Origin of the sequence: Paenibacillus sp. FSL M8-0334 (genome assembly GCF_038000405.1) — a bacterium.
Classification (GTDB): Bacteria; Bacillota; Bacilli; order Paenibacillales; family Paenibacillaceae; genus Paenibacillus_AQ; species Paenibacillus_AQ campinasensis.
Window position 1 is genome coordinate 369,883 of record NZ_JBBOCH010000002.1, and the last position, 17,932, is coordinate 387,814.

Annotated in this window: 14 protein-coding genes and 2 tRNA genes; 13 read left to right on the plus strand and 3 right to left on the minus strand. The window is 53.1% G+C overall.

Annotated elements, in window-relative coordinates:
• Nucleotides 1-15 precede the first annotated feature (15 nt).
• The gene (locus MKX64_RS15880; RefSeq protein WP_095268137.1) at nt 16-462 is read right to left on the minus strand and encodes a GNAT family N-acetyltransferase; all 447 of its coding nucleotides are present in this window, start codon (nt 460-462) and stop codon (nt 16-18) included.
• Nucleotides 463-1,076: 614 nt separating this feature from the next.
• Between MKX64_RS15880 and ilvB the strand changes: the two genes are divergently transcribed.
• From ilvB to ilvC, 3 genes are all read left to right on the plus strand, one after another.
• Complete coding sequence (ilvB, locus tag MKX64_RS15885; RefSeq protein ID WP_095268138.1) at nt 1,077-2,819, plus strand: biosynthetic-type acetolactate synthase large subunit; 1,743 nt, start codon at nt 1,077-1,079, stop codon at nt 2,817-2,819.
• A gap of 1 nt (nt 2,820) precedes the next feature.
• Nucleotides 2,821-3,306, plus strand: coding sequence for an acetolactate synthase small subunit (gene ilvN, locus MKX64_RS15890; protein WP_095268139.1), 486 nt, complete (start codon nt 2,821-2,823; stop codon nt 3,304-3,306).
• A 162-nt stretch (nt 3,307-3,468) separates the two neighbouring features.
• The gene (ilvC, locus tag MKX64_RS15895; RefSeq protein ID WP_095268140.1) at nt 3,469-4,461 is read left to right on the plus strand and encodes a ketol-acid reductoisomerase; all 993 of its coding nucleotides are present in this window, start codon (nt 3,469-3,471) and stop codon (nt 4,459-4,461) included.
• A gap of 135 nt (nt 4,462-4,596) precedes the next feature.
• Here ilvC and MKX64_RS15900 read toward each other — a convergent pair whose 3' ends face one another.
• Nucleotides 4,597-5,577: an aldo/keto reductase gene (locus MKX64_RS15900; protein WP_095268141.1), complete on the minus strand. Its 981-nt coding sequence runs from the start codon at nt 5,575-5,577 to the stop codon at nt 4,597-4,599.
• Between the two features lie 139 nt (nt 5,578-5,716).
• Between MKX64_RS15900 and MKX64_RS15905 the strand changes: the two genes are divergently transcribed.
• From MKX64_RS15905 to MKX64_RS15935, 7 genes are all read left to right on the plus strand, one after another.
• The gene (locus MKX64_RS15905) at nt 5,717-6,496 is read left to right on the plus strand and encodes a hypothetical protein (RefSeq protein ID WP_095268142.1); all 780 of its coding nucleotides are present in this window, start codon (nt 5,717-5,719) and stop codon (nt 6,494-6,496) included.
• A gap of 1,619 nt (nt 6,497-8,115) precedes the next feature.
• Nucleotides 8,116-9,195 (plus strand): 3-isopropylmalate dehydrogenase, encoded by a 1,080-nt coding sequence (gene leuB / locus MKX64_RS15910; protein WP_095266317.1) that lies wholly within the window; start codon nt 8,116-8,118, stop codon nt 9,193-9,195.
• A 483-nt stretch (nt 9,196-9,678) separates the two neighbouring features.
• A complete protein-coding gene (locus tag MKX64_RS15915; RefSeq protein WP_095266318.1) occupies nt 9,679-10,086 on the plus strand; it encodes a hypothetical protein in 408 nt (135 codons plus the stop codon).
• Between the two features lie 333 nt (nt 10,087-10,419).
• Entirely contained in the window at nt 10,420-11,544 is a 1,125-nt protein-coding gene (locus tag MKX64_RS15920; protein ID WP_095266319.1) for an ATP-binding protein, read from the plus strand.
• A gap of 235 nt (nt 11,545-11,779) precedes the next feature.
• Nucleotides 11,780-12,751 carry an aldolase catalytic domain-containing protein gene (locus MKX64_RS15925; RefSeq protein ID WP_095266320.1) on the plus strand — a complete coding sequence of 324 codons (972 nt, stop codon included), beginning with the start codon at nt 11,780-11,782 and terminating at the stop codon, nt 12,749-12,751.
• Nucleotides 12,752-12,908: 157 nt separating this feature from the next.
• Nucleotides 12,909-12,982, plus strand: a tRNA-Pro gene (locus MKX64_RS15930).
• An 80-nt stretch (nt 12,983-13,062) separates the two neighbouring features.
• A tRNA-Gly gene (locus MKX64_RS15935) sits at nt 13,063-13,133 on the plus strand.
• 266 nt (nt 13,134-13,399) lie between these two features.
• Here MKX64_RS15935 and MKX64_RS15940 read toward each other — a convergent pair.
• Nucleotides 13,400-14,176, minus strand: a complete 777-nt coding sequence (locus tag MKX64_RS15940) for a YheC/YheD family protein (protein ID WP_095266321.1) — start codon at nt 14,174-14,176, stop codon at nt 13,400-13,402.
• A gap of 199 nt (nt 14,177-14,375) precedes the next feature.
• On the opposite strand from MKX64_RS15940, the gene MKX64_RS15945 reads away from it, so the two are divergent.
• Genes MKX64_RS15945 through MKX64_RS15955 form a run of 3 tightly spaced genes read left to right on the plus strand, consistent with a single transcriptional unit; the run spans nt 14,376 to nt 17,618 of the window.
• Nucleotides 14,376-15,659, plus strand: a complete 1,284-nt coding sequence (locus MKX64_RS15945) for a CoF synthetase (RefSeq protein WP_230875653.1) — start codon at nt 14,376-14,378, stop codon at nt 15,657-15,659.
• A gap of 10 nt (nt 15,660-15,669) precedes the next feature.
• Nucleotides 15,670-16,644: a 2,3-diaminopropionate biosynthesis protein SbnA gene (sbnA, locus tag MKX64_RS15950; RefSeq protein ID WP_230875654.1), complete on the plus strand. Its 975-nt coding sequence runs from the start codon at nt 15,670-15,672 to the stop codon at nt 16,642-16,644.
• Nucleotides 16,645-16,649: 5 nt separating this feature from the next.
• On the plus strand, nt 16,650-17,618 hold the full coding sequence (locus tag MKX64_RS15955) for a 2,3-diaminopropionate biosynthesis protein SbnB (RefSeq protein WP_095266419.1): 969 nt from the start codon (nt 16,650-16,652) through the stop codon (nt 17,616-17,618).
• The last annotated feature ends 314 nt before the right edge of the window (nt 17,619-17,932 follow it).

The window sequence follows — 17,932 nt, forward strand, 5'->3', positions numbered from 1 at the left end:
TGATTCGGCGGGCTGCTAGGACAGCGTCTTCTCCATTTCATAGCACTGGCTGGCACGAATCGTTCGAGTGACCGAATATCCCAGTTTTTTGTAAAAAGATAGTCCGGTCCGATTTCCGATGTCGACCATGACTTTGGCCCGCTTGCACCCGCGCGATACAGCGAAACGTTCGGCATGCGCCATCAGACGGACTCCCCATCGTTTTCGCTGTGCGGCTGGTGCGACGGCCAGCATGTCGATGTACAGCAGCTCGCCGTGCATCATGAAATGAACGAAGGCGATTACCCGCTCATCGGGAAAAGGCGAAGCGACCAGCGTCACGCCGCGCCGGAGTCTGGCGGGCACGTCTTTAAGAACCGCGTCCAGGTCCTGATCTTTCAGATGGGACAACGGGACAAGCTGGGACTGGATCAGCTGGAAAATAGCGGGATCGTCTACACCCGGTTGACGGTATCGAATCATCGCAAAGATTCCACCTCTTTTCCGCTATGCAGCAGTCATTGATCTATCCTATGATATGCGGCTGGAGAGGGTGTTTGGCCAAGTCTGGAAACAAAATGGGAGCTTGTCTGCATCAAAACCTTTCATTTGAAGTAAAATAAATGTGTTGACTTCTGGAATGGATGAATCTTATAATGTTTCTAAACATTTAACGAACATATGACATCGGCAATGAAGAGGACGAAGTTTAAAGGGCTCTTTTGCTCAGAGAGTGGATGGATTTGCTGAAACCACCACCAAAACCCCTTTTATACGAGCTCACCTCGGAGCTGTTTCCCTGAAAAGGCTGTGCATTCTAAGACTTTACCGCATTAAGTCGTAACAGCATTTAGTAGGGGGAATCGTCTGGTCCGCGTTACGGATCGCAGATATTGAAGCCCGGATTATTCCGAAGCCTTCATACCTGCTGAGGCTTTATACTGTGAAGTGTAGAGCAAATATGGGTGGTACCACGGAAGCTGAACCTTTCGTCCCTCACACGGAGTTATTTCCGGTGTGGCGGGCGAGAGGTTTTTTTATTGCTTGAGAAGGCGATAGGCAAATGATTCAGCGAAATTTTGAGAGGAGGATGACTGATGAGCGCGCAAACTCCAGAAGTGCGGTCTACAGAACAATTACGTGAGAAATGGATGAAGCCTGAAGTGATTACCGGTTCGGAAATCCTGCTTCGAAGCCTTTTGCTTGAAGGAGTCGAATGTGTCTTCGGGTATCCCGGAGGGGCCGTCCTGTACATCTACGATGCAATGTATGGTTTTGAGGACTTCAAGCATGTGCTGACCCGTCATGAACAAGGTGCGATTCATGCAGCTGACGGCTATGCGCGGGCGAGTGGAAAAGTCGGTGTATGTATAGCAACATCGGGACCGGGGGCGACCAACCTCGTCACAGGTATCGCAACAGCCTACATGGATTCCGTCCCTCTCGTCGTGATTACCGGCAACGTGGCTACGAGCCTGATCGGAACCGATGCTTTCCAGGAGGCGGATATTACGGGGATTACGATGCCGATCACCAAACACAGTTATCTGGTGAGAGATGTTAACGATCTGCCGCGCATCATTCACGAAGCGTTCCATATCGCTTCAACGGGTCGCCAGGGACCGGTGCTGATCGATATCCCTAAGGATGTGTCGGCGGCCACCACTTTGTTCCAGCCTGAGGATAAAATCAACCTCAGAGGCTACAATCCGCGCACGGTGCCTAACAAGCTCCAGCTGGATAAGCTGGCCCGGGCGATTGAGCAGGCGGAGCGGCCGATGATTCTTGCCGGAGGCGGGGTTATTTACTCCGGTGCACATGAAGCGCTGCATGAATTCGTCAACAAGACAGGAATTCCGATTACGACAACCTTGCTCGGACTGGGCGGTTTCCCAAGCGGACATGAGCTCTGGACAGGAATGCCAGGCATGCACGGGACGTACACCTCGAACCAGGGCATTCAGCAGTCGGACCTGTTGATTAGCATCGGGGCACGCTTCGATGACCGCGTAACAGGGAAGCTGGCGGGCTTTGCTCCGAATGCGAAGATTGCGCATATCGATATTGACCCGGCGGAAATCGGAAAGAATGTGCCTACGGATATTCCTATCGTCGGCGATGTCAAAACGGTTCTGGAAATGCTGAATCCGCTCGTATCTTACGCGTCCAAGGCGGATGCATGGAGAGATCAGATCAGCAAATGGAAGGCGGAGTATCCGTATCGCTACGTCGATTCTGACACGGTGCTGAAGCCGCAATGGGTTATCGAAATGCTGAACGATACAACGAAGGGCGAGGCCATCGTAACGACAGACGTTGGACAGCATCAGATGTGGGCAGCCCAGTATTATAAATTCAACCGGCCGCGCTCGTGGATCACGTCGGGCGGACTGGGAACGATGGGCTTCGGCTTCCCGTCCGCCATCGGTGCCCAGATGGCTAATCCGGACCGGCTGGTCATCTCCATCAATGGCGACGGCGGCATGCAGATGTGCTCCCAGGAGCTGGCGATCTGCGCGATCAACAATATCCCGGTGAAGATCGTTGTTATCAACAACCAGGTGCTGGGGATGGTTCGTCAATGGCAGGAGCTCATTTATGACAACCGCTACAGCCATATTGACCTGGCAGGCAGCCCTGATTTCGTCAAGCTGGCTGAAGCCTACGGCGTGAAGGGACTCCGCGCGACGAACAAAGAAGAAGCGCGCCAAGCCTGGGCCGAAGCGATGGAAACACCAGGGCCGGTTCTCGTAGAGTTTGTGGTTGAAAAAGGCGAGAACGTATATCCAATGGTGCCGCAGGGGTCGACCATCGATCAAATGCTAATGGGGGATGCGTAACATGAGCATGAAACATACCATAGCCGTACTAGTGAACGACCAGCCGGGTGTGCTGCAGCGGGTGTCCGGATTGTTCGGACGAAGAGGTTTTAACATTGAAAGCATCACGGTCGGCCAATCCGAAGAGGCCGGGTTATCCCGGATGGTCATCGTAACGACCGGCGGAGACAACATGCTGGAGCAGATCGAGAAGCAGCTATACAAGCTGATTGACGTGATCAAGGTCATTAATCTCAGCTCCAAGCCGATGGTTGCCCGCGAGCTTGCCCTGATCAAGGTGAAGGCCGAGCCTTCCGAGCGTCCGGAAATTATGGGCGTTGTCGAGACATTCCGCGCATCGGTCGTCGATATCGGAGCCTCCAGCATGATGGTGCAGGTGGTTGGCGATACGGTAAAAATCGATGCGATGATCGAGCTGCTGAAGCCTTACGGCATTCAGGAGCTCTCCCGGACAGGGGTTACTGCGATGGTTCGCGGTAATGCGTAATCATTCTTTTCAAGTATAGGAAACCGTTGTACATTCAATTTCAATAGCTAGACACCTGCCGCAGATGAGCGGGTGTTTCAGCAGATCGGATGCACGAAGTCGGTCTCTTGAAATACCCGCTCATCATGGAGGGTCTTTAAAAACAAAGGAGGACTTATACAAATGGCAATTACGACTTATTATGAACAAGATGCAGATCTCAGCGTACTGCAAGGGAAAACAATTGCGGTGATCGGATACGGCAGCCAAGGGCATGCCCAGGCACAAAACCTGCGTGACAGCGGTCTTCAAGTGGTTATCGGTCTTCGTGAAGGCAAATCCTTCGAGAAAGCAAAAAATGACGGCTTCGAAGTTCTGTCTGTTGCTGACGCAGTAAGCCGTGCTGATGTGGTGCAAATTTTGATGCCTGACGAAACTCAAGCCTCCGTCTATAAGAACGATATTGAACCAAACCTGAAAAAAGGCGCAGCGCTGATGTTCTCCCACGGCTTCAACGTTCATTTCGGACAGATCGTAGCTCCGAAGGAGAATGACGTGCTGCTGGTAGCTCCTAAATCCCCGGGTCACATGGTTCGCCGCACGTATGTGGAAGGCTTCGGTGTTCCAGGACTGATCGCGATCGAGAAAGACGCGACTGGACAAGCTAAAGCCATCGGTCTTGCTTATGCCAAAGGCATCGGCTGTACCCGTGCGGGCGTGATCGAAACTTCGTTCCGTGAAGAGACAGAAACAGATCTGTTCGGTGAGCAGGCTGTACTGTGCGGCGGCGTATCCGCTCTTGTGAAGGCAGGCTTCGAAACATTGACCGAAGCTGGCTATGCTCCGGAAATGGCATACTTCGAGTGCTTGCATGAGCTGAAGCTGATCGTTGACATGATGTATGAAGGCGGATTGGCAAGCATGCGCGATTCCATCTCGAACACGGCGGAGTATGGCGATTATGTAACAGGCCCGCGCATCGTGACCGACGAAACGAAGAAAGCGATGAAAGAGGTGCTCTCCGATATCCAGCAGGGCAAATTTGCCCGCGACTTCATCCTGGAGAACCAGTCGGGCAACGCGTTCCTGACAGCTACACGCCGCAACGAGTCCGAGCATCAAATCGAGGTTGTCGGCGCTCAGCTGCGTGAAATGATGCACTGGATCAAAAAGTAAGAACATATCGCTCCTCAAGGAGTGCTGCAAGCAGAAAAACCCTGATCCTTTAAAAGGACAGGGTTTTTCGACCATCGGAGGACCCGCTGATCAGCGGGTCCTTTTCTTGCATTATAGAATCAGCGTGATTGCAGATTACCAGGCATACGCTTGCGGCGCTGCCCCTCCCGGGCCAGGGAAAATTTCATCCAGACGCTTCAAGACAGACTCATCTAGCTTGACGTCCAGGCAGCGCAGCGAGCTTTCAAATTGCTCCAGTGTGCGCGGTCCGATAATCGGGGCGGTTACCGCTTCATTGGCAAGCAGCCAGGCGAGCGCCACATTGTCCTGCGGCTCGCCCAGCTCCTGGCACAGTGCGGCAAACGCTTCTAACTGCTGGCGATGCTGCTCGATGCGCTCGGTGTTGCCGCCGCTGCGCGAGCCCTCCACCTTCAGCAGCGCATTACGTCCAAGCAATCCGCCGTCAAGCGGACTCCAAGGGATGACGCCAAGGCCCAGCTCCTTGGCCGCAGGAAGGGCCTCAAGCTCCGGCAGGCGGCAATTCAGATTGTATTTATGCTGCTCGGAGACAAGTCCGAGGAAATGACGCTCCTTGGCTGCAGCCTGAGCCAGCGCAATATGCCAGCCGGCAAAGTTGCTGGAGCCGACATAGCCGATTTTGCCCTGGGACACCGCGACCTCGAACGCACCCCACAGCTCGTCCCATGTTACGGATGGATCAACATGATGCATCTGGTACAGCTCGATATGATCGGTTTGAAGCCGCTTCAGCGAAGCTTCGAGATGACGGCGGATTTTATAGGCGGACAGACCGGCTTCATTGTTCGGTCCGTCGAGCGGATCGCTCATGGAGCCGTATACTTTGGTCGCCAGAACAACCTTCTCACGCCGTCCGCCGCCGAGCTTGAACCAACGGCCGATAATCGTCTCGGTCAGGCCAGAATTTTCACCCCAACCATAGATATTAGCGGTATCAAAGAAGTTAATGCCAGCATCGACAGCTGCGTCCATGATGCGGAAGGCTTCTTGCTCATCGGTAGAAGGCCCGAAATTCATCGTGCCCAGGCACAGGCGGCTGACTTTCATGCCGGATTTGCCTAACGAGGTGTACTGCATGAGGGATCATCTCCTTGTTTATATTAGGGAATACGGTAAACGATTTCATTCTTTATTGTAGCGCATTGGAAGAAAAATGTAACCAGGCCGATACGCACAGCGTTAATAATGGCAAGAGCTTAACAAGGAGGAAGTGCCATTGAGCAGCCGAAATCGGAAAATCCCTATGCGTAAGCTGTCGCTATTGGGCCTTGCAGCCGTTCTGCTGGCGATCAGCGCTTGTGACCGCGCGCCCGCTGCCCAGCTGGAGGACATCGCCAACACACCAGCACCGAAGCTTGCGGAGGACCTGCCGCCGCCAAGCGCTGCGGCCCTGACGGAGGAGAACAAGCAGTTGATCCGCGACACCTTCGACTCGATCCAGTCCATTCAATATCTTCTCGAGACGGAAGGACAATCCCCTTGGGTTATCAAGACCGAGGAAGTGAGCATATCCCTTGCAGAGTTTGTGTTTGCCAAGAAAAACAGAGAGCTGATTCTAGCCTTGAATCAATCGGACGAAAGTGTAAAGGATGCTGAAGTGCTGCAGAGCCTGGTGACCGGCCAACTGGTCGTGCACTATGCCAGGAGCTTGGGCATAACGGTGACGCCGGAGGAAATCAGGGAGATGATCCATATGCAGCGGAGCGCGTTGAGCGAGGCGGAATCGAGCGCTGCCGCTGAAGGGCTCGTCCAATCGATCATGAAGGAGCGGATCCGGATTGCTGGTGGCAGCGCAGAAGACTTCTGGAACAGCGAAGATGTTTATCGCAGCTACGAGGCAGCGCTATACGACAGCAAGCTCATCGACCAGATCCTCGCCGATGAACGACTGCGTGGAATGGACAGCTACAAGGAACTGCGGGCCAAACTGTATGCGGACTTCCGGAAAAAGCACCCCGTCAGGGTGCCAGACCTTAGCCAGCTCGGGCTAAGCTAGACTTCACGAGACAAGGGGCTCCCTGTCACGCAGCTTTTTCGGGATGTGCCCGAAAAAGCCCTATCCCTAAATCCGGGTCAGCTGCCCAGGTCACAGACAGGGCAGCCACCCCACACTCCCCCCAAGCGATCCGAAGGGAGCACCGCAGGGGGGATGTGCGAAGCAGCGGAGAGGACGATCGATTCCGGAAAAGCGAAGCGTTCGCCTTTGGAGCCGAATTTCCCCCATCCTAGTTCATTCATAGAAATTCGGCGACAACAGCGTTGGAGGAACGAAACGTCATCGGAGCCTCTTTCAAGGAAGTGCATCCGCGGAGTACACGTCAAAGAAGTACCGCAACGGAGTTCCCCACAAGGAAGCACTTCTTCGAGCAACCACCAAAATACAACAACCTGTACCGTCCCACACACTCGGGGTCAGCTGCCCAGGTCACAGACAGGGCAGCCACCCCACACTCCCCCAAGCGATCCGAAGGGAGCGCCGCAGGGGGAAGGAGCGGGACAACAAAGCAGCGGAGAGGACGATCGATTCCGGAAAAGCGAAGCGTTCGCCTTTGGAGCCGAATTTCCCCCATCCCAGTTCATTCATAGAAATTCGGCGACAACAGCGTTGGAGGAACGAAACGTCATCGGAGCCTCTATCAAGGAAGTGCATCAGCGTAGCTCCCCTCAAAGAAGTGCATCAACGGAGCCCCCCACAAGGAAGCACTCCTTCGAGCAACGACCAAAATGCTACAACCTGCACCGCCCCACACACTCCGGGGTCAGCTAGATTTCACGAGACAAGCTAATCCCTGTCACGCAGCTTTTTGGGATGTGCCCGAAAAAGCCCTATCCCTAAATCCGGGTCAGCTGCCCAGGTCACAGACAGGGCAGCCACCCCACACTCCCCCCCAAGCGATCCGAAGGGAGCGCCGCAGGGGGAAGGAGCGGGACAACAAAGCAGCGGAGAGGACGATCGATTCCGGAAAAGCGAAGCGTTCGCCTTTGGAGCCGAATTTCCCCCATCCCAGTTCATTCATAGAAATTCGGCGACAACAGCGATTGGAGGAACGAAGCGTCATCGGAGCCTCTTTCAAGGAAGTGCATCAACGGAGCCCCCCACAAGGAAGCACTCCTTCGAGCAACCACCAAAATACAACAACCTGCACCGCCCACACACTCCGGGGTCAGCTGCCCAGGTCACAGACAGGGCAGCCACCCCACACTCCCCCCAAGCGATCCGAAGGGAGCACCGCAGGGGGAAGGAGCGGGACAACAAAGCAGCGGAGAGGACGATCGATTCCGGAAAAGCGAAGCGTTCGCCTTTGGAGCCGAATTTCTCCCATCCCAGTTCATTCATAGAAATTCGGCGACAACAGCGATTGGAGGAACGAAACGTCATCGGAGCCTCTTTCAAGGAAGTGCATCATCGGAGCCTCTATCAAGGAAGTGCGTCATCGGAGCCCCTATCAAGGAAGTACGTCCTCGAAGCACCCACCCTTCGGCTCGCCCCCCTACTTATAGGCAAAACAAATTAAGTTCATAGTTTCTGTATCTTGGTCAATATAGGCGGAAGTATGTTACAACAGTAACTAGAAGATATTGAGCATGGTGCTCATAATGAAGGAGTGACAACGGATGTCAGAAACGAAGAAAATCGCCGTGATCGCCGGGGACGGCATTGGTCCTGAAGTGGTGGCGGAAGCGGAAAAAATTATAAAGCGTACGGAAGAAGTATTCGGCTATTCCTTTACAACCGAGCATGCCCTGTTTGGCGGCATCGCCATTGACGAGAAGGGGACACCGCTGCCTGAGGAGACGCTGCGCGTATGCAGAAGCGCCGACGCTGTTCTGCTTGGCGCTGTAGGCGGGCCGAAATGGGACAACAATCCGAAGGAACTGCGTCCGGAAACCGGGCTGCTTGGCATTCGCAAGGAGCTGGGCCTGTTCTCGAACCTTCGCCCGGCCGTTATTTTTGACTGCTTGAAGGATGCATCGACGCTGAAGCCGGAAGTGCTTGAAGGAACCGATCTGATGGTCGTGCGCGAGCTTACCGGGGGCATTTATTTCGGCGAGAAGTTCAGACGTGAAGGCGCAGGCGGCGAAGAGGCGGTAGACACCTGTGTGTACAATACGGCCGAAGTAGAGCGCATTGTTCGCCAGGCATTTGAAATTGCCCAGAAGCGCCGGAAGAAGCTGGCTTCTGTTGACAAAGCAAACGTGTTGGAAACGTCCCGCCTGTGGCGTGAGACGGTCAACCGGATCGCTCCGGAGTATCCGGATGTCGAGCTGGAGCATGTACTCGTTGACAACTGTGCGATGCAGCTGCTTCGCCGCCCGGCAAGCTTCGATGTTATCGTGACAGAGAACATGTTCGGCGATATTTTGAGTGACGAAGCGGCGATGCTGACCGGCTCGATCGGTATGCTGGCCTCTGCTTCGATGGGCGAAGGCGCCTTCGGTTTGTACGAGCCTGTGCACGGGTCCGCACCGGACATCGCCGGCCAAGGCCTGGCGAATCCGATTGCCACGATTCTGTCGGTAGCGCTGATGTATCGCCTGACCTTTGGTTATGCCGAAGCAGCCGATGCGATTGAGCGGGCGGTTTCGGAAGTGCTGGATGCCGGGCATCGCACGGCGGATATCGCGACAGACAAGAGCAAGGCGCTGAGCACAACCGAGATGGGCGATCTGATCGCTGCTGCGATTCGCCAATAACACGAATTTAATTATAATCATTTTAAGATGATAGTTTTTATAATATTGACTTGGGAATAGTGGGATGATAACATTTTTAGTGAGACGTTTAGAACAACAGGTATGCGTAGACACTAGTAATGTTCTCATACAGATGTTGATGAGGATGTCGATCATCGCCCATCGCTTGGTCAGTCATCCGGTGCAAGTCAAGCCGGAGCATCCGACCTGGGCGCTGTGATTTCCCGAAGTCAGTCACCCCTCATGATCTGTTCTTTCAGACCATGAGGTTTTTTTGCACCGGAGAAGAAGGATTGATCGCGGAAGGCAGAGAATTTTATGTTTAAATGCAGCCGTCTTGTTGAATTATACTGTATACAATGTGAAAAATAGTCATATCGGCCTAATTTTTAAGGCGATGGTTGAGCATGCAGGAATTATAGACGCTGAAAGCGAATACAATAACTTGAAATGGCCGAGTATGATTCGAGGAGGGTGAACGGTATGAGTTTTTGCTGCGGGGCTAGTATGATGGGTACAAAAGGTACGCTTAAGCATTATCGGACTCAAGTACATAATGTTCCCCTGCTTTTCTGTCCGGTTTGTCACCGGGTCGAGGTTCATTATCGGGTAGAGAACGAATATGAGATTTTGGCGGAATACGCCCATGGGGACGGCGCTTCCCATGTCGATTTCCAGGATTATGTGATGGAGGATGAGGATTCCATCTTCGAGAATGTTGTCAACCGCGAGTCGGAAGATCCGCTCACGGTCGTACAGAATCAAATTGATATGTCGCTGGATCTGCTTGCAGTTGCCAAATGGATGAAGGATGAAAAATGGCAAGGCGAATTAAAGAGGCGCTTGGCAGTGATGAGTCAACGCAGACTTCGTCTCCAGCAGCAGCCATAGATTGAAACTTCCGAAGCCTCGTTTATGACCGAGGCTTTTTTAATGTTTCATTTTGGGATTTTTGGGTAAATAATGTATGTTAGTTTGCTAACAGGGCCAAATGATGGGGTTGTCGCTATTTCATCATACATAAATGCTTGGGAGGGCATGATAGAGGGTCCATTATTCGACAGGATTTCTGATTGACGTTTGCGCATTGAGTTGCCTATCATGGAGAAAAACCAATGTTAGCAGCGTCTTAGCTGTTTTTGATTCAAGGACAAGCTGATTTTTGTGGGTCGCATGCATGTTGTCGTGGTGAGTTCTACTTTTTTGAGAAAAGGGGGGGCCATCTTGTTGAGTCAAATTCGTGAATCGGAGCTGCAAGCGATTCGTTCCTTTCAATCGAGTCAATTGATTAGGAACAAGTATGAGAATATATTGGAGAATCTGGATAGCGGGATCATCCTCTTTGATGCGGATGGAGTACTGACGTTTGTTAATGTGCAGATGGCAAAGCTGCTGGGCGTGCCCAGAAAGTCGCTAACCGGCTGCACGCTCACACAGCTGCTGCGGCATCCGCAGTTGTCCAGGTTTAAAAAGAAAAAGATACTGAGATTGTTTCGTGAGACGATCTTCCATCGAAGAAGGTTTCATGAGCTGGTTGATGAGTATGGCCGCTCCTGGCTGATAACGATGACTTATGGTGACCAGATGGAAGGGGATTTTCTGATCAGTGTTAAGGATGTGTCTGATTTTAAGCAGATTGAGCAAACGGCTTACCAGAACGATAAGCTGGCTATGCTTGGCAAAATATCAGCATCCATAGCTCATGAAATCCGAAATCCTCTGACATCCATCAGAGGATTTATTCAGCTTCTGCGCCCCCATTTGGTTACGCTTGGCAAGGACGAGTATGCCCGAATCATATTGACGGAAATTGATCGCGCAAATGATATAATATATGAGTTTTTGAATTCATCCAAGCCTTCCGCACCGGAAACGACCGTCATCTCGGTGTCCTCTCTGCTCAAGGAAGTAGTGCTGCTCACCGAGAGCGAGGCGCTGATGAAGGGGTGTCAGATTATATTACATACTGACGAAGAACCGCCCACCTTTATATCGGTCGATGTGAAGCAGATTAAACAGGTCATTCTGAATATTATTAAAAATGCGCTGGATGCCATTGATGAAAGAGAGCATGATGATGTGTCAGGCCGAATTGAAATCTCTACGCAGCTCAGAGATAAGCATGTCAACATTTGCATCTCGGACAACGGCGGAGGCATGGATCAAAATACGCTCAATCATCTGTTCAACCCATTCTTTACGACGAAGGAAAGCGGTACAGGCCTGGGCTTATCTGTCAGCTACCGCATCATCAAAAACCATGGCGGCTCCATCTCTGTGGACAGTCAGGTTGGAGCAGGAACCGAATTTGTCATTACATTCCCCAAGCTGCACATGCCGGAAATTTAATATAATGAAGAAAATCCAAGCTGTTCCGAGAGGAATGGCTTTTTCTTTGCTGCCCTATGCTGCTGCTCTATAATGCCCCTGTGGATGTTGGTACCTGAGCACTTTTCGCAGCAGGTGTGCCGCTTATATTTAGATACGATGTCCGAGCACCCGGCGTTTCGCCATTTTTGCTTTGATTTTTGCCGGGGCTTCAAGTATTATGAATAGAAAACTTGCCGAGAGGAAGTGTAACGACGTGATCAAGAGCAGTCACACGAAGATCGTAGATTGTACGATTCGAGATGGCGGATTGGTGAACAACTGGGATTTCAGTGTGGAATTCGTTCAAAATTTATATGCCAGCCTGAATGAGGCCGGCGTGGATTATATGGAGATTGGTTACAAGAACTCGCCGAAGCTTCTGAAAGGGGCGGATTCGGCGGGACCGTGGCGTTTTCTTGATGATGACTTTTTGAGAGAGGTTATCCCGCACAAGGGGAAAACGAAGCTGTCCGCTCTGGTCGACATTGGCCGTGTGGATGAGGATGATATTTTGCCGCGTGAAGAGAGTCTGCTTGATCTGATCCGCGTCGCCTGTTACATCAAAGATGTGGACAAGGCGCTTGATCTCGTTCAGACCTTCCACGAACGGGGATATGAAACGACCCTGAACATTATGGCTCTCTCCAATGTGATGGAGAATGAGCTGCTTGAGGCGTTCGAACTAATCAAGGAAAGTGTAGTGGACGTTGTATACATCGTCGATTCCTATGGCAGTCTGGACCACAAGGACATCGAATATCTGGTCAACAAGTTCAAGACGCATCTGCCGAACAAGCGGCTTGGCGTACATACCCATAACAATATGCAGCTGGCGTTCTCGAATACACTGGTGGCTGCAGAGCTTGGCGTTGAGCTGCTGGACGCCTCCGTATACGGCATGGGACGCGCGGCGGGCAACTGCCCGACGGAGCTGCTGGTCACGCATCTGAAAGGGACGAAGTATGAGCTGCGTCCAATCCTTGATATTATTGAACGCTTCATGATTCCGCTTCGCGAACAGGTGGAGTGGGGATACATCATCCCGTATATGGTGACGGGAACGCTGGATGAACACCCTCGCTCGGCCATGGCATTGCGGGCGTCGGAGGACAAGGATAAATTTGTGGACTTCTATGACAAGCTGACGACACCGGAAGTGACGTTTGAACCGAAGAAAAAGTCCTGAGGACCAGCTTGTGGTCAAGATCGAGGATCGAAGATCGGCTCGCAACCGAGTCCTGATCTTCGATCTTTTTATTCTGAATCCCAATAAAAAATGGTTGAAATTTATTTCTCAGCGTGGTATATTTAATTTTGTCGTTAAGAACGGCGCTTCATCATGACGGGACGTAGCTCAGCTTGGTAGAGCACCTGGTTTGGGACCAGGGGGTCGCATGTTCAAATCGTGTCGTCCCGATTCGTTTATGCTTTTGATATGAGCCCCGCAAAGGTAATGAGAGGTTCACTGCGGAGTTTACATCACTTTTGTGGGAATATGCGGGTGTAGTTCAATGGTAGAACTCCAGCCTTCCAAGCTGGTAGCGTGGGTTCGATTCCCATCACCCGCTTAACGGATAGAAGAAGAGAATCCCTTGCTGTAGCAAGGGATTCTCTTTTTGTTTTCTGCTGGTATGGTTTGCGGCAGCTTCCACTAAGGGGGCAAGTCGTGGGGCAGATGCAGTCCTAACTTCAAGCATCGCTTTCTGGCCATATGGAACTGCCCGCCGATATCTGTCGGCGGGCAGTTAGCGTTGTGCTCCAATCCTTGAACGGCGCTTACAACGACCGCGCGTGAGAAGGAGCATCGCCGACGTACAACGGAACGTTGAACAAATCAGGCCTTTCTCGCTTTGGTCACTTTGAGATTGTAGCGCCTGCCGTAGGCGCGGCCGTAAGCGATTATTCTCGGAAGCATGCGCGGGTTCGGCAGCAGTGTGAACGGCTTCGGATCCGGAATCGTATTGACCTCGAGAATCCAGGGATTAAGCTTCCGGTCTAAACAGATATCCAGCCCCAATTCGTTCAGCTGCGGATACTTTGAGCTGAGTGTTGCCGCGGTTTTATAGGCCAGGCGGTTCATGATGCGGAGCAGGTACGGCGTTCGGCTTGTGCCGGCGCGTGGGGCGAGCAGAGCGGATGGTTCATAGATGGTGCCGCCCTGGCTTCCGTTCGTGACCGCCTTCCCCGGGTGGGCTAGGCGGCCAAAGATGCCTGTGCATTCCCAATCCCGCTTCGGATTTCGCTGAATCATCACCCGAAAATCGAAGGGTCTTCCCTTGTGCCTCAGCACATGGATGCCTTTCTGCACCACATATGGCTTACGCCTGGTGTGTGGGGCGAGGGCGGCATACATGGCATCATAACTTCTGAATTCGCTCACTGCGGTCCCGGCATGAAATTTGTAGTGCTGCGGATGCTTCTCGACCCGGATCACCCCGTTCCCCTGGGAGCCAAGATTGGGTTTAATATACACCATGCCGTATTGATTGAGCATGCTGACAAGTGTGCTGCGGTTCATCCACCGGAGGGTCGGCAAGCGCTTGGCCAACCCCGGGTGTGATTGCATCAGCGCGTGAGCATGCATTTTGCCTTTGATCAGTCTGCGGGCCAAATGATGTCCCTTCTTTCCATATAAACTGGCCACTCTTACCGCTATTGTATGCCCAGTCAATCGGGAGGTGTGGTTCCCCGCCCATTCGATAACTTATTCCGTCTCGTCCGGGAATCGTTATGCCAATCAGTGATGAAAGACAGGTTAACGGGGTGAGTGTCCCATACGGGAATTCACCTATTTGCATATGATGTTGGGAATGGGTAAACAGTTTGGTCAGGAAGGAGCTTCCCTTGTGATCACGCCGGAAGAACTGGAGACAGTGATCGTTAAAGTAGCTGCCTGCTGCCCCTGGTACGTTCCGTGGGCAGGTCTGGACGTTCGCAGCGAAATCGGAGCTTTAGCACAGCTTCCCTTCGTTACGTCCCCGGTGCTGGAGCGCCACTATTACACGGCAGACAATATGCTGGCCACCCGCCCCGGGATTTCAGAATATCGAACGTCGGGCACAAGCTCGGGCAGACGCAAGTCGATATATTACACACCGTCGGATGAAGACGCATATCTGCGGATCAAGCGGGACGTGTACCGGACGATTCTCGGTTCCGGTAGCTACCGGACTGCACTAGCCGATATGGGGACGGGGCATGCCGAGGCGACGGCGGTGGAAGTATTCAGGCAGCTTGGCATGAAGGCCGAGTCGATCTCCTACAAGCTTCCGATTGCCCGGCATCTGGAGAAGCTTCAGAGCTTCCGCCCGGAGGTGCTGTATACGATGCCGTCCATACTGGAACGAATTGTGCTGGCATCGCCGAACCCTGCGCATTACGGGATACGGCAAGTCATACTGGTCGGCGAGATCGCTTCGCCCGGGTGGATTGCGGGGGTTGCCGAACGCCTCGGTCTGCCGACAGCGTGCATCACCGATACGTATGGCTCGATTGAGATTGGCACGATGGCCTACTATTCCCATCAGCTTGGGCGATACCTTCTGACGGAAGGGCTTATGGCGGAAGGGATCGGGACGGAGCAGCTCGGCCAGGGCATCGACCCGCTTCCTCCAGGCGAGCAGGTACTGGTGCTGACATCTACCGTCAGGGAGGCCTTTCCTGCTATCCGCTATGTAACATATGATGTTGTCCGTGATCTACGGCCGATCATGGTCGATGGGATGAAGCGAATGAGCTTCCACAGCGTGGTCAAGAGGATCGGGCCGGATCTCAAGCATGGTGAGAAAATCAGCATTTATGATATCGAGGACATCGTCTATCGCCATCTTGGTCAGGTTGTTATCCGGGTTCATATGGATGTACACGGGCTTACCGTGTACGTGGATTCTGGCGGTAGCAATGGGGCAGCGGCTCCTGCTATTCCTCAATCCCAACTGGACGCTGTGCGAGACGAACTGGAGGAACGAATACCGGAGATCAGTGCCATGGTCCGCGCAGGGCTGGTCGGCCGAATTCAGGTCGTCGCCGGCAGTCCGGAGGGGGGCGGTGCGCATGAGGCCGTCAAGCTTAAAAGAATATATTATGACAAATGAGGGAGCGCAGATGAAACTGGAAGGCGGCATTGCAGATGTTATCGGCAGAACCCCGCTGGCAGCCCTGTCAAGGCTGTTTCAAAATGAGCCGTTTCATGTGTACGGGAAGCTGGAGGGGATGAATCCCGGCGGCAGCGCCAAAGACCGTCCGGCCTTATATCTGCTCAGGGAAGCGCTGAGGCGGGGCGACATTACCGCGCAAAGCGTTGTGATTGAATCCAGCTCAGGCAATCTGGCAATCAGCCTTGCTCAGCTATGCCGGCTGCTGGGCTTGCGCTTTATCTGTGTAGTGGACCCCCGGACGACGGAGCAGCATAAACGCATCATCCAAAGCTACGGCGGGGAGATTGAGCTCGTGTCTGAGCCGGATCCGGAAACGCGTGAATTCTTGCCCGCACGGATCAAGCGGGTGCAGCAGCTGGTAGCCGAAATTCCGCATGCCTATTGGACGAATCAGTACGCCAATCCGGATAACAGCCTGGCTCATGCAGAGACGACCATGCGGGAAATCGGGGAGGCTTTGGGGCCGGTCGATTATCTTTTTTGCGGTGTAAGCTCCTGTGGAACCCTCCGTGGCTGCGCGGATTTTATTCGTTCGAAAGGCTGGAATACCACGATTGTGGCGGTCGATGCTGTTGGAAGCGTTATATTTGGCGGAGAGAAAAGCTCACGCGCTTTCCCGGGGCTCGGGGCCGCGCTCGTTCCGGGATTGTACCGGCCGGATATGGCTGACCTGGTGCAGCATGTAACCGACCGCGAATGTGTGGAGGGCTGCCGGCTGCTGCTGCAACACGAAGCCATTATGGCCGGCGCATCTTCCGGCGGCGTCATATCCGCCATCCTCCGCATGCGCTCAGCCATTTCGCCGGGGGCGGTTTGTGCCGCGATTCTTCCGGACCGGGGCGAGCGCTATCTGGATACGGTATATGACGATGCGTGGGTGAGGCGTGTGCTGGGCTTTGATCCGTGTGTGGTGGAGGGATGAACGGCATGCTGTATTTAAATGATCATCATATTCGGGAAGCGGGGATCGACTGGCCTGTTTTGACCGGAGTAATAAAAGAGGTTCTGCGCACCGAAGAGGAAGGGGATACCGTTCGGCCGCTAAAGCCTTACTTAAGATTTCAGAACCCGCGGAACCGGATCATTGCTATGCCCGCTTATGTTGGAGGGGACGTCAAACTGGCCGGGATCAAGTGGATTGCCAGTTTCCCGGACAATCCAACGCATGGGCTGCCGCGAGCTCATAACACGGTCATATTGAACGATACGGATACGGGGCAGCCGGTGGCTATTGTTCACAGCGGGCTGCTTAGCGGACTTCGGACGGCGGCAGTTAGCGGGATGATGCTGCAGGCTTACATGGAGATGCAGGGCTGGCCTGACGTGGCGTTGGGGATCATCGGCTGGGGGCCGATTGGCCAGCTGCATCTTCGCATGTGCGCCGCTTTGCTCGGGATGAAGCTGAAGCGGGTCTTCCTCTATGATCTGAAGGGCGTTGACGTATCAGCGGTTCCTGCTGAATTGCGTCCGCTCACGGTGGTGGCTCAAGACTGGCGCGAAGTTTATAGAAATTCGGATGTTTTTGCTACATGTACTGTCTCTAACGAACGGTATATCAATGAACGGCCGCGTCCAGGGATGCTGCTGCTCGGCGTGTCCCTGCGTGATTATGCTCCGGACAGCGTGGCCCATATCGCTACGGTGGTCGTGGATGACTGGGAAGAAGTATGCCGGGAAAACACGGATATCGAGCTGCTGCATACGCGCTTTGGCCTACAAAAGCGCGACGTGATTACCCTGGCTGATGTTGTATTGCAACGGAAGCTGCTGCAGACCGATCGGCGGGAGCCGGTGTTCTTCAACCCGATGGGGCTTGCAGTTTTTGATATTGGAATCGCCGGTTACTATTGGAAGCGTGCAACGGCACTTGGCATCGGTACTCGTCTTCTGGTATAATGAACGCAAATTCCAAGAATGTGAGGTACTATCGTCCGATGAAGTAAGTACACCTATCTTTTTATTAAGCGACAGCTGCACAGGTTTGTTAGCAGACGCTTACTCTACGGTGGTAGAGGGGAAGATTAGGTGTGCCCGAAGGATGAGACTCACAGCTTGCAGGAGCTGGAATTGCATTCATTCATAATCCCTGGATAGCAGTGTATTCTTTCTCATGGAACTCCAGCGGGAGTAGACATGATGCCTATTTGCTTTGGACTTATGGCAGAGATCACACGCCAGGCCGGTCACCTTACATCATTCCTCTTATCCGC